General features: G+C 67.9%; 10 protein-coding genes. 7 read left to right on the forward strand and 3 right to left on the reverse strand.

All coding sequences use genetic code 11. The features are described 5' to 3' along the window. Positions 1–11 precede the first annotated feature (11 nt). From ACIPQB_RS13065 to ACIPQB_RS13075, 3 genes are read right to left on the reverse strand one after another with little or no spacing between them, the layout of a single operon-like run. Positions 12–311: a hypothetical protein gene (locus tag ACIPQB_RS13065; RefSeq protein WP_446485671.1), complete on the reverse strand. Its 300-nt coding sequence runs from the start codon at positions 309–311 to the stop codon at positions 12–14. Next, positions 308–1045, reverse strand: a complete 738-nt coding sequence (locus ACIPQB_RS13070; RefSeq protein ID WP_446485672.1) for an enoyl-CoA hydratase/isomerase family protein — start codon at positions 1043–1045, stop codon at positions 308–310. Before ACIPQB_RS13070 ends, ACIPQB_RS13065 begins: the two co-directional genes overlap by 4 nt. A 23-nt stretch (positions 1046–1068) precedes the next feature. After that, complete coding sequence (locus ACIPQB_RS13075) at positions 1069–2565, reverse strand: CoA-acylating methylmalonate-semialdehyde dehydrogenase (protein ID WP_446485673.1); 1497 nt, start codon at positions 2563–2565, stop codon at positions 1069–1071. Positions 2566–2824: 259 nt separating this feature from the next. On the opposite strand from ACIPQB_RS13075, the gene ACIPQB_RS13080 reads away from it, so the two are divergent. From ACIPQB_RS13080 to ACIPQB_RS13110, 7 genes are all read left to right on the forward strand, one after another. Then, on the forward strand, positions 2825–3289 hold the full coding sequence (locus ACIPQB_RS13080; RefSeq protein WP_446485674.1) for a universal stress protein: 465 nt from the start codon (positions 2825–2827) through the stop codon (positions 3287–3289). 39 nt (positions 3290–3328) lie between these two features. After that, positions 3329–3820, forward strand: coding sequence for a nuclear transport factor 2 family protein (locus ACIPQB_RS13085; RefSeq protein ID WP_446485675.1), 492 nt, complete (start codon positions 3329–3331; stop codon positions 3818–3820). A 156-nt stretch (positions 3821–3976) separates the two neighbouring features. Beyond that, the gene (locus tag ACIPQB_RS13090) at positions 3977–5803 is read left to right on the forward strand and encodes a flavin-containing monooxygenase (protein ID WP_446485676.1); all 1827 of its coding nucleotides are present in this window, start codon (positions 3977–3979) and stop codon (positions 5801–5803) included. 60 nt (positions 5804–5863) lie between these two features. Continuing rightward, a complete protein-coding gene (locus ACIPQB_RS13095) occupies positions 5864–7243 on the forward strand; it encodes an aromatic ring-hydroxylating oxygenase subunit alpha (protein ID WP_446485677.1) in 1380 nt (459 codons plus the stop codon). 346 nt (positions 7244–7589) lie between these two features. Next, positions 7590–9323 carry a thiamine pyrophosphate-binding protein gene (locus ACIPQB_RS13100; protein WP_446485678.1) on the forward strand — a complete coding sequence of 578 codons (1734 nt, stop codon included), beginning with the start codon at positions 7590–7592 and terminating at the stop codon, positions 9321–9323. Between the two features lie 89 nt (positions 9324–9412). Continuing rightward, complete coding sequence (locus ACIPQB_RS13105) at positions 9413–10840, forward strand: aldehyde dehydrogenase family protein (RefSeq protein ID WP_446485679.1); 1428 nt, start codon at positions 9413–9415, stop codon at positions 10838–10840. Positions 10841–10930: 90 nt separating this feature from the next. Further along, complete coding sequence (locus ACIPQB_RS13110; protein WP_446485680.1) at positions 10931–12529, forward strand: SMP-30/gluconolactonase/LRE family protein; 1599 nt, start codon at positions 10931–10933, stop codon at positions 12527–12529.

The following is a 12529-nucleotide window of genomic DNA, read 5'->3' on the forward strand; positions in this document are numbered from 1 at the left end:
CTAACGCCGGTTCAGCGAAAGATGCCCAGGCTGCGGGGCGGTGGGACACTGGTTCGACGGGTGGTCGAAAGGTTGCGAATCTGGCCGACGGCGTCGATGGCGAGGATCTGGCCGTTGACGACTACGACGCCGTCGTCGGCCCGGCGCAGGCTGGTCGGCCGCGCCGCGCCCTGGGTGCGCAGCCACCGCCCTACGCGCCACAGGACCTGCTGCCGGCGGTCCCCGGGCGCAGCAGCGCCGTCATAGCCGCCCTGCAGCACGGCGATGTCGCCTTCGGCGCGAGGGTCGATGAAGGGGACCGGCCTGCTCATCTCAGGATCTTTTCGCCGGCGATGACCTGCATCTCGGGTCCGGCTTCGGACGCGGCGGCGGCTTCGACGTCCAGATGTTCGGCCAGGCCCTGCAGGGCGGCGTGACGGAGAAGCCGCAGGGCGGCCGCCCGCGAGGCGCGCGACCCGCTCAGCAGACCGCCCGTGCGGCGAACGACCTCTTCCAGGAAGGCCGGGTCGCGCTTGTCGATGCAGTCCTGCACCAGTTTCAGCTCGCGGGCCTCGCCGCCGGTGATCGTTCGGCCGGCCAGGACCAGGTCGGTCGCGCGCGATCGGCCCAGCTTGCGCGACAGGAACCACAAGGCCCCCAGATGGACAGGGCCAGAGGGCTTCAGGGTCGCATGCGGACGGGCGAAGGCGATGTCGCAGGCCAGGACCAGGCCGAGGCCTGGGCCGACCGCTGCGCCATTGACGGCCGCCACCACCGGCACGTTCAGGGACTGGAAGGCCAGCAGGGCTTCGCGAAGGGCGGGCATGGCCAGGACGTCCGCCGCGCTGGGTTCCGGCGCGCAGAAGACGGACCCTGCGCCCGTCAGGATCAGCGCCAGGGCGCGGTTCTCGCCCGCCAGCCTGTGCGCGGCCTCCAGCAACCCCGCCGCCAGGTCCGCCAGCCTGGCGGTCGGCCGCGCCAGCGTCACCACGGCGATGTCGCCCAGATAATCGACGCCGACGGCCGTTTCACGGGCCGCCGAAAGGGTGGGGGGAGAGGAGATCATGGCGTTGCTCCCGGATCCGCCGCCTATTTCATCGTCGGTATGACGAAGGCGTTGTCCTCGACGGCGCCTTCGGGCCAGCGGGCGGTGACGGTCTTGAGCTTGGTGTAGAACTTCACGCCCTCGGTGCCGTACTGGTTGGTGTCGCCAAAGCCCGAGCGCTTCCAGCCGCCGAAGCTGTGATAGGCCACCGGCACGGGGATGGGCACATTGATGCCGACCATGCCGACATTGACGCGGGATGCGAACTCGCGGGCGGCGCGGCCGTTGCGGGTGAAGATCGCCACGCCGTTGCCGTAGGGGTGCTCGGACGGCAGGGCCAGCGCCTCCTCGAAGCTGTCGGCCCGGACGATCTGCAGCACCGGGCCGAAGATCTCCTCCTGGTAGGTCTTCATGGTCCGGGTGACGCCGTCGAACAGCGACGGGCCGATGAAGAAGCCCTGCTCGAAGCCCTGCAGCGCGAAGTCGCGGCCGTCGACCACCAGCTCCGCGCCCTCGTCGATCCCGATCTGGATGTAGTCGGCGATCTTGCCGCGATGGGCGGCGCTGACCACCGGGCCGTAATGGGCGGCCGCGTCGGTGGAGATCCCCACCTTCAGGGTCTCGATCTCGGCCACCAGCCGCTCGCGCAGGTCGTCGGCGGTCTTGCGGCCGACCGGCACCACCACCGGCAGGGCCATGCAGCGCTCGCCGGCCGAGCCGAAGGCCGCCCCCGACAGGTCCTTGACCACCTGGTCAAGATCCGCGTCCGGCAGCACGATCCCGTGGTTCTTGGCCCCGCCCATGGCCTGGACGCGTTTGCCGTGCGCCGTGCCCGTTTGATAGACGTACTGGGCGATGTCGGAGCTGCCCACGAAGCTGACGGCCCTGATCAGCGGGTGGGCCAGGATGGCGTCGACGCAGGCCTTGTCGCCATGGACGACGTTCAGCACCCCGGCCGGCGCGCCGGCCTCCATGAACAGCTGGGCCAGCATCACCGGCACGGTCGGATCCTTCTCCGACGGCTTGAGGATGAAGCTGTTGCCGACCGCGATCGCAATCCCGAACATCCACATCGGGATCATGGCCGGGAAGTTGAACGGGGTGATCCCCGCGCAGACCCCCAGCGGCTGGCGCATCGAATAGACGTCGATGCCCGGGCCGGCGCTTTCGGTGTAGTCGCCCTTCAGCACGTGCGGGATCCCGCAGGCGAACTCGATGACCTCCAGGCCGCGCTGGATGTCGCCCTTGCTGTCGGCGACGACCTTGCCGTGCTCGGACGACAACACCTCGGCCAGGGCGTTCATGTCGCGCTCGATCAGCCGCTTGAACTCGAACATCACCCGCGCCCGGCGCTGAGGATTGGTCGCCGCCCAGCCGAGCTGGGCCCGGGCGGCGACCTGCACCGCCGCGTCCAGCTCCGCTTCGGTGGCCAGCTGCACGCGGGCCTGCACCTGGCCGGTGTTGGGGTTGAAGACGTCGCCGAAACGGCCGGAGGCGCCGGGCGACGATGCGCCCGCTATGAAATGGTCAATGGCCCGCACTGGGTCCTCGTCTATTGTTCAGAGCGACCCGCGCGCCAACTGCGCGACAAGGCCCGGCCGACTATGCAAAGCCTGGCGGCAAGTTCCCATAGCGATCAGGCGCTTATCGCCGGAGCGATGCGGCCGGAGGCCTATCGCCGCAGCGATGGTTGACGGGGCGGGCTTGCGTGTTCGCCGACCCAAATGGCGTGATCACACCTCGAAGCGGCGACCCGATGCAGGCGCCCGGGCGCCGTTGGGACGCCGTTGGGGAGACGCGATGTACCGGCGGATTGTTCTGGCGTTCGACAGCACCGTGGCGGGGCGCTCGACCTTGCGCGAGGGCGCCTTGCTGGCCAAGCGCTGCGGCGCCGAGGTCTTCCTGCTGTCGGTGGTGGCCGACAGTTCCGGCGTGACGCTGGTGGAGGGCTTCCAGGCCGGCGTGACCGAGATGCACCTGGACGCCCATCGGCTGATCCTCAAGGAAGGGCTCGAAAAGCTCGAACAACTGGGCTTCCAGCCGGTCGGCCGGCTGGTGCGCGGCGATCCCGCCCAGCAGATCGGCGACTTCGCCCGGGAGATGAAGGCCGACCTGGTGGTGGTCGGCCACCGCAGGCGAAGCTTCCTCGAACGCTGGTGGACCGGCGGCGGCTACATCGTCGACAACCTCGACTGCAGCCTGCTGGTGGCGCGCACCGAGATCAGCGACGCGGCGTTCGAAGCGGCGTTCGCACAGCTGGCGTGACGCCAGGATCGACCGTCCCCTGACCAGGAGAATGATCCGATGACTGATTTTATCGCCGCCGACTGCGGCATCCGCCAATTGCATGCGCGCTTCGTCGACGCCGTCTGGCGCCAGGACGCCAGGAGCTTTTCCGAATGCTTCGCCGCGCAAGGCGAATGGAAGATCGCCGGCCTGCGCCTGCGCGGCCGCGACGAGATCGCCGAGGGCTGCCGCAACCTGCTGGGCCGTTGCGAGCGGATCCAACTGGTCTCGGGCCAGCCGATCCTCGAGGTCGGCGACGGCGCGGCGATCGGACGGTTGCAGATGACCGAATTCGCCAAGAAGAAGGACGGCGGCACGGCCATCACCTTCGGCGTCTATTACGACCGCTATGTCGAGGAGGACGGCGCCTGGCGGTTCCTGTGGCGTCACTGGAGCATGGCCTATCACGGGCCCACCGACCTGACCGGAACCTTCATCGAACCCGTCGACTACGGCGCCTTTCCGGGCATGCCGGGCGCGGACGATCCGACCTTCGTGCGCAAGGCCTGAGCGGCGTTTTCAGCTCGCGCGAAGGCCGCGGACGACCCGCCGCCGCACTCATCGCTCCGGCGGATTCTTGCGCCCGCCCCGGCGTGCTAGACGCTCGGACAAGCGAATAGACGGCCCTGTTGATTAAGGGGCGGCGAGAAGATTGCGGGAGTGGAAATGAGCTGCGAGCCGACCCGGACGCCCTTGGCCGAAGAAATCGATATCCCCGCGATGCGGGAGAAGTATCGGCACGAGCGCGACAAGCGCATCCGGCGGGAAGGCCAGGCGCAATATGTTCGTCCCACCGGCGGGGTGGTCGAGGACTATGTCACCGACCCGCACACGCCGGTCGCCCCGCGCGCGCCGATGTCCGAAGAGCTGGACGTCGTCATCCTGGGCGCGGGCTGGTCGGGGATCATGGCCGCCTACCACCTGGCCAAGGCCGGGGTGACCAGCTTCCGCAATGTCGACAGCGCCGGCGATTTCGGCGGCGTCTGGTACTGGAACCGCTATCCGGGCATCCAGTGCGACAACGAATCCTACATCTACCTGCCGCTGCTCGAAGAGACCGGCTTCATGCCGTCCAAGAAGTTCTCCGACGGCTGGGAGATCCAGGGCTACGCCAAGCGGATCGCCGAGACATTCGGCTTCGCCGACAAGGCGCTGTTCCACACCCAGACCAACGGGCTGCGCTGGGACGAAAGCCTCGGCCGCTGGCGGGTCTCGACCAATTGCGGCGATGAACTGCTGGCCCGCTTCGTGATCATCGCCAGCGGCGTGCTCAACATGCCCAAGCTGCCCGGCGTGCCGGGGCTGGAGACCTTCAAGGGCAAGATGTTCCACACCGCCCGCTGGGACTTCAGCTACACCGGCGGCGACTACCAGAACCCGGTGCTCGACAAGCTCGCCGACAAGCGCGTCGCCATCGTCGGGACCGGGGCGACCTCGATCCAGGCGGTGCCGCACCTGGGCAAATACGCCCAGCAGCTCTATGTCGTGCAGCGCACGCCTTCCAGCGTCGACGAACGCCCCAATCCGCCGACCGATCCCCAATGGGTCAAGTCGCTCCAGCCCGGTTGGCAGAAGGCGCGCCAAGCCAATTTCCACCGCGCCGCCATGGAGGCCTTCCTGCCCGGCGAGGAAGACCTGGTCTGCGACATCTGGACCGAGATCGCCCGCAACTTCGCCGCCGAGATGGCGGCCGAGGGCTGGCCGCAGCTGTCGCTGGAAGACTATGTCGCCAAGCGCGAGGTCGTCGACTATCGGGTCATGGAGCGCCTGCGCCGGCGGGTCGAGGCCCTGGTCGAGGACCCGGCGACGGCCGAGGCCCTCAAGCCCTACTACCGCTTCCTCTGCAAGCGGCCGCTGTCGAGCGACGAATATTATCCCACCTTCAACCGCCCCAATGTCGAGCTGGTCGATGTGTCGCTGACCAAGGGCGTCGAGCGGATGACCGAAAAGGGCTTCGTCGCCAACGGCAAGGAATACGAAGTCGACTGCATGATCTTCGCCAGCGGCTTCGAAGTGACCAGCGACCTGGATCGCCGCTGGGGCATCGACACGATCGAGGGGCGGGGCGGCCTGTCGATCTACCGTCACTGGGCCGACGGTCCCAGGACCTTCCACGGGGTGATGACCCACGGTTTCCCCAACCAGTTCTACATGGGCTACATCCAGGGCGGGCTGAACGCGTCGGTCACCGAGCAGAACGGCCGGCAGGGCTATCACATCGCCCACATCATCAGCCAGGCGCTGGCGCGCGGCGCCAAGGTGGTCGAGCCGACCCAGCAGGCGCAGGACGACTATGTCAGCCACTTCGAGTCGATGGAGATCGATGTGTCTTCGTTCGCGCACGAATGCACGCCCAGCTATTTCAACAACGAAGGCGAGGACAAGGCCAAGTGGCGCCTGTTCCGCGCCTATGGGCCGGGCTGGGACGCGTTCCAGAAGCTGCTGGAAGACTGGCGCGCGGACGACATGCCGGGGCTGGAATTCTCGAACTGACGGCCTCGGGCGGGCGGGGGCTCGTTTCAACCCGGGGGAAGAAGGCGGAGGACGAACGTCATGAACAAGCCGGTCAACATCGCCGTCGAAGATCTCGAAGAGCCGCTGACCTATCCGGTCGAGGCCTTCCTCTCCCGCGACTATGCGGCGGAGGAGGCCGACCGGCTGTGGTCCAAGGTCTGGCAGGTCGCCGGCCGGGTGGAGGAAATCCCGCAGGTCGGCGACTACATCACCTATGAAATCGGCGAAGAGTCGATCCTGATCGTTCGCGACGGTCCGGACTCGATCAAGGCCTACCACAATGTCTGTCCGCATCGCGGCCGCCGGCTGGTCGACGTGCCCGAAGGCGCCAACCGCGGCTGCGGCAAGAAGAAGAACTTCGTCTGCGGCTTCCACGGCTGGACCTTCGGTCTTGCCGGCAAGAACACCTACGTCCTCGATCCGCAGGACTGGAAAGGCGCGCTGACCGAAAAGCGCACTTCGCTGAACGCCATCAAGGCCGACAGCTGGGGCGGCTGGATCTTCGTCAACATGGATCCGGAATGCGGTTCGCTGCGCGACTATCTGGAGCCGGCCGCGGGCATCCTCGACCCCTTCCAGTTCGAGAAGATGCGCTACAAGTGGCGCCAGTGGGTGATCTACGACTGCAACTGGAAGACCGCGCTCGAAGCGTTCATGGAGCCCTACCATGTCGCCGGCACGCACCCGCAGCTGCTGGAATATGGCGAATACTACGCCTATAGCGCCGCCTACGGCCTGCACGGCGTCAGCGGCTTCGACGAGCGCGACGCCTCCAAGAAGACCAAGGAAAGCAGCAGCATCACCCGAGCCGGCAAGGGCGCCGACGCGCGGATCTCGACCTACGAGCTGCAGAACGAGATCTACCAGACCGTCAATAACGCCAGCACCACCGAGACCCTGGTCAATGCCGCCAAACGGCTGGTCGACGAGTTGCCGGAAGGCACGCCGCCGCAGGAGGTGATCAAGCACTGGCTGGCCTCGGCCAAGGCCGACGACGCCGCGCGCGGCGTCGAGTGGCCGACGATCACGCCCGAGCAGATGGGCCGGGCGGGCCTGGCCTGGAACATCTTCCCCAACACCGCCATCCTGCAGGGCGTCACCTTCGCCCTGTGCTACCGCACCCGCCCGTACGGCGACGATCCCAACAAGTGCATCTTCGAGTCCTACGCCATCGAGCGCTTTCCCGAGGGCCAGGAGCCCAAGACCGAATGGGTCTATGCCGAGGCCACGGCGGAGAACTGGGGCAGCGTGCTGGCCCAGGACTTTTCGAACATGGCCTGCGTGCAGAAGGGCATGAAGTCGCGCGGTTTCCGCGGCCCGTTGCCCAACCCGCACCAGGAGCGCAAGGTCACCAACTTCCACCGCAACCTGGCCCGCTACATGGGACGGGGCTCGCCGCGATTGCTCGATCGGGAGTGATCGGCGCCGGTCGATCCTGACGCATGACGACGCCCGGTTCCCGCAGAGGGAGCCGGGCGTTTTTCGTCGTCGTCGGCGCGCGACGAGGGGGCGATATCGCCCGGCCGCAGGGCCGAAATCCGGGCCGATCGGCCCGCCGATAGCGCCCCGGCGATAGGTCGCCGAGGCTTCATTGACGGGCGGTCTTGGACGCCTCTATGCACCGATCAAGTCATCATCGCAGCTGCTCGCCTGTCGTCGATATCACCGGCCGCCAGGACCACCTCACGCGGCTCCGGATCGAAAAAAGCGCAAGTTCGTCGCAAGGCCAGCAGGCCCGACGAGCTCAATGAAAAGGGACTTCTCCATGGGCGTACCGGTCTACAAGCGCATCCTGGACCTGTTCGAGGCCGAGGGGATCAACACGCTGTTCGGCATCCCCGATCCGAACTTCGTGCACATGTTCCTGGAGGCCGAAGCCCGCGGCTGGACCGTCGTCGCTCCGCACCATGAAGCCGCCGCCGGCTTCATGGCCGAAGCCGCCTCGCGGATGACCGGCAAGCCGGCCCTCTGCATCGGCACCCTGGGCCCGGGCATCGCTAACGCCGCCCCGGCGATCCAATGCTGCCTGGTCGAGAACTCGCCGGTGATCTTCCTCAGCGGCCAGCGGGCCCGGGTGACCGAGCAGCGCGTGCGCCGCGGCCGCATCCAGTTCGTCAAGCAGATGCCGCTGTTCGAGAACTCGGTGAAGTACGCCGCCTCGATCGAATATGCCGACCAGACCGACGAGATCATCCGCGAGGGCATCCGCCAGGCGATCGGCGGCACGCCCGGCCCGGTCTATATCGAATATCCCAGCCACATCATCACCGAAGAGCTGGACCTGCCCGAGCCGCTGCCCCCGTCGCGCTACCGCCTGGTCAACCAGGGCGCGGACATCGACCAGGTCGCCGAGGCGGTCAAGCTGATCCGGGCGGCCAAGAACCCGATCCTGCTGGTCGGCCACGCCGTCCACACCACGCGCATGGGCGCGGCGGTCAAGGAACTGGCCGAGCTGATGAACTGCCCGGTCATCCAGACCTCCGGCGGCACCTCCTATATTCCGGGCCTGGAGGACCGCACCTTCCAGTACGTGTTCTCCAACGCCTCGATCGAGGCGGTGACCGAGTCCGACCTCTGCCTGGCCCTGGGCACCGAGCTGGGCGAGCCGGTGCACTATGGCCGCTGGCGCTACTGGGTGAAGAACGAAGCCATCCGCAAGTGGATCTATGTCGAGCAGGACCCGACCGCCATCGGCGTCAACCGGCCGATCGACGTGCCGCTGGTCGGCGACCTTCGCGGCGTGGTGCCGCAACTGGTCGCCGCGCTGAAGGACAAGCCGTTGGCGCCGGCCCCGGGCCTGGCCAAGTTCATGAAGGACGGCCAGGCCGAGCTGGACTCGCTGGCCGCCGAGACCCTGACCAAGAGCGACGGCAGCGGCGAGGTGCCGATGCACACCTCGCGGTTCGTGGTCGAGGCCACCAAGGCCTTCCCGAAGGACGGGATCATGATCCGCGACGGCGGGGCCACGGTGATCTTCCAGTGGACCTATTCGATGTGCAAGCCGCACGACGTGATCTGGAACCAGAACTTCGGCCACATCGGCACCGGCCTGCCTTACGCCACCGGCGCGATGCTGGCCGACCAGGCCGCGACCGGCAAGAAGCGGCCGGGCATGCTGCTGACCAGCGACTCCTCGTTCCTGTTCCATATCGGCGAGCTGGAGACGGCGGTGCGCTGCAACCTGCCGCTGGTCTGCGTCGTCGGCGTCGACTTCCAATGGGGCCTGGAGGTGGGGGTCTACAAGCGCACCTTCGGCCAGGGCACCGCCGAGACCGGCACCCACTGGAGCAAGGAAGTGCGCTTCGACAAGATCGGCGAGGGCTTCGGCTGCTACGGCGAATACGTCACCAAGGCCGAGGATATCGGCCCGGCCATCGCCCGCGCCTACGCCAGCGGCAAGGTCGCGGTGATCCACGTCGCCATCGATCCGAAGGCCAATTCGGAAGAGATGCCGAAATACGCCGAATTCCGGACCTGGTACGCCGAAGGCACTCAGTAAATCGACCCGGATCCGGGCCGGCCCGCAAGGGCCCGGCGCGGACGATCAAGAACCCGAGACGTCAAACTCGGTGGTCCTAGGGAGATGTCATGCGCGAATATCTCAAGTTCTACATCGACGGCCAGTGGGTCGATCCGATCGAGCCGAAGACCACCGACGTCATCAATCCGGCGACCGAAGCGGTGTCCGGCGCGATCTCCCTGGGCTCGGTCGCCGACGTCGAGAAGGCCGTCGCGGCCGCGCGCAAGGCGTTTCCCAGCTGGTCGCTGACCACACGCGAGGCGCGGCTGGAGCTCCTGCTGGCGATCCAGGCCGAATATCATAGGCGCATGGGCGAGCTGGGCGAGGCGGTCGTCGAGGAGATGGGCGCGCCGTCCGCCCTGGGCAACGGCTTCCATGTCGGGCTCGGCGCGGGGCACCTGGCCGCCGCCATCGACTCCCTGCGCACCTTCAAGTTCGAGGAGCAGCGCGGAGCGACCCTGGTGGTCAGGGAGCCCATCGGCGTCTGCGCCCTGATCACGCCGTGGAACTGGCCGATGAACCAGACCACGGTGAAGATCTTCCCGGCCCTGGCGACCGGTTGCACCATGATCCTCAAGCCGCCGCAGCTGGCGCCCTATTCGGCCCATATCCTGGCCGAGATCCTCCACACGGCCGGTGTTCCGGCGGGCGTGTTCAACATGGTCCAGGGCAGCGGAGGCGTGATCGGCGCGGCGCTTTCGACCCACCCCGAAGTGGACATGATCTCGTTCACCGGTTCCGAGAGCGTCGGGGTCGAGATCGCCAGGAACGCCGCGCCGGGCGTCAAGCGCGTCTGCCAGGAGCTGGGCGGCAAGAGCGCCCATATCGTGCTCGACGACGCCGATTTGGCCAAGAACGTCGACGCCGCCACCGCCGGCATGATGGTCAATTCGGGCCAGACCTGCAGCGCCGGCTCGCGCCTGCTGATTCCCGCCTCGCGCCTGGAAGAGGCCGTCGCGGCCGCCAAGCAAGCCGCCGAAGGCGTCACCGTGGGGGATCCCAAGGGCGATTTCGCCATGGGTCCGGTGGTGTCCAAGGGGCAGTACAACGACATCCAGCGCTATATCGAGCTGGGGATCAGCGAAGGCGCCCGATTGATCGCCGGCGGCCCCGGCCGTCCCGACGGCCTCGCCAAGGGCTTCTATGTGAAGCCCACCGTCTTCGTCACCACCAACGACAAGACCATCGCCCGCGAAGAGATCTTCGGCCCGGTGCTGGTGATCATCGCCTATGACGACGTCGACCACGCCATCGAGATCGCCAACGACAGCCCGTTCGGCTTGGCCGGCTATGTTGTCGGCGCCGACGCCGCGCAGTGCAACGCCGTAGCCCGCCGGATGCGCACGGGCTGGGTCAGCATCAACGGCGGCTTCGACTTCCAGGCCCCGTTCGGCGGCTACAAGAAGAGCGGCAACGGCCGCGAGTGGGGCGAGTTCGGCTTCCACGAATATCTGGAAATCAAGAGCCTGCTCGGCTTCGCACCCGCGACGCAGTAGGGCGCTTCACTCGGGTTGACGCGGCCCTCGCCAGCCGGCGCCGGGCCGCCTTGAGACAAGGGGCGGCTGCCCTTGCAGGAGAGGCTAGGGATGTCGCTGCAACACGGGCGCTACACGACCTCGGTTCCGGCCACGGCGGCGGAGGGCTGGACGCTGGAGCGGATCACCCCGCCCAGCCGCCTGTTCGGCGCCAATGGCCTGCGCACCGGGCCTGACGGGCGCATCTATGTCGCCCAGGTGTCGGGCAGCACGATCAGCGCCATCGATGTCGACACCGGGGTGGTCGAGATCATCACCTCCAAGGGCGGCGACATCGTCGCGCCCGACGACCTGGTGTTCGACGACGCTGGCAACCTCTACGCCACCGAGATCACCGAGGGGCGGGTCAGCATGCTCGCCCCCAACGGTACGACGCGGGTGGTCTATGGCGACATCCCGGTCGCCAACCCGATCGCCTTCCGCCAGGGTCGGCTGATCGCCGGCGAATGCCGGATGGGCGGAAGGATCATGGAGCTCGACCGCGACGGCGGCGCGCCGCGGATGATCGCCACCGACCTGCCGATGCCCAACGCCATGGACGTGGGCCCCGACGGCAAGCTCTATTTCCCGGTGATGGGCGCCAACGAGATCTGGCGGATCAGCCTCGACGGCGGGGCGCCCGAGGTGGTGGCGCGCGACCTCGGCGTGCCGGACTCGGTCAAGTTCGACGCCCAGGGCTTCATCGTCTCGACCCAGGTGGCCAGCGGCCAGGTGCTGCGGATCGACCCGCGCAACGGCGATCGGACCGTGCTGGCGACGATCGCGCCCGGCCTGGACAACGTCACCTTCGTCGGCGAGCGGATCTTCGTCTCCAGCATCTCCGGCCAGGTCAACGAGATCCTGGGCGGGGGTGCGCTGCGCTCGGTAGTTCCCGACGGCTTCAACTGGCCGCTGGGTCTGGCGATGCTTGAGGACGGCGAGCTGTTCGTGGCCGACGGTCCGTACTGCTACTTCGTGAAGCCCGGCGAGGAGCGGCAGGTGGCGGGCATGCTCTTCACGCCTGGCTGCCCCGGCTATGTCCGCGGCGCGGCGGCGTCGGGGCCGGGCGAGGTGACGGTCACCACCGCCAACGGCCAGGTGGCGCGCTGGCGGCCGGCGGCGATGGAAAGCGAGATCCTCAGCGACGGCTACGATCGCCTCTACGGCGTGGCGGTCGCGCCGGGCGGCGGCGTGGTCGTCGCCGAGGCCGGCGGGGGCAGGGTGCTGGCGATCCAGTCCGGCCAGGCCGAGGTGCTGGCCAGCGGGCTCGACGAACCGATGGGCGTGGCGATCGGTGCGGACGGAACCGTCTATATCTCGGAGTCCGGCGCGGGGAGGGTGGTCAAGACCGCCGGCGGCCGCGCGGAAACCGTCGTCGACGGCCTCAAGGAACCGCAGGGCGTCCTGGTCCGAGGGAGCCTGCTCTATGTCGTCGACGCGCTGGCCAAGGACCTGGTCGAATACGACCTGGCCAGCGGCGCGCGCCGGACGATCGCCTCGGGCCTGCCGGTCGGCGCGCCCGCGGGCGTGACGCCGAAGTTCCTGGGCCCGATCGGCAATATGTCGGGCCCGATGGGACCGTTCGCCGGGATCACGGCGAGGGCGGACGGTACGCTGTACGTCTCCGGAGACGCGGAGGGCAGCGTGCTGGCGATACGGGTCAGCGGCTGA

Source organism: Caulobacter sp. LARHSG274 (assembly GCF_052871235.1).

Coding starts and splice junctions, on each gene's coding strand:
- ACIPQB_RS13070 (WP_446485672.1), bottom strand. CDS start 1,045: ATGATCTCCTCTCCCCCCACCCTTTCGGCGGCCCGTGAAACGGCCGTC.
- ACIPQB_RS13085 (WP_446485675.1), top strand. CDS start 3,329: ATGACTGATTTTATCGCCGCCGACTGCGGCATCCGCCAATTGCATGCG.
- ACIPQB_RS13090 (WP_446485676.1), top strand. CDS start 3,977: ATGAGCTGCGAGCCGACCCGGACGCCCTTGGCCGAAGAAATCGATATC.
- ACIPQB_RS13110 (WP_446485680.1), top strand. CDS start 10,931: ATGTCGCTGCAACACGGGCGCTACACGACCTCGGTTCCGGCCACGGCG.
- ACIPQB_RS13065 (WP_446485671.1), bottom strand. CDS start 311: ATGAGCAGGCCGGTCCCCTTCATCGACCCTCGCGCCGAAGGCGACATC.
- ACIPQB_RS13100 (WP_446485678.1), top strand. CDS start 7,590: ATGGGCGTACCGGTCTACAAGCGCATCCTGGACCTGTTCGAGGCCGAG.
- ACIPQB_RS13080 (WP_446485674.1), top strand. CDS start 2,825: ATGTACCGGCGGATTGTTCTGGCGTTCGACAGCACCGTGGCGGGGCGC.
- ACIPQB_RS13105 (WP_446485679.1), top strand. CDS start 9,413: ATGCGCGAATATCTCAAGTTCTACATCGACGGCCAGTGGGTCGATCCG.
- ACIPQB_RS13095 (WP_446485677.1), top strand. CDS start 5,864: ATGAACAAGCCGGTCAACATCGCCGTCGAAGATCTCGAAGAGCCGCTG.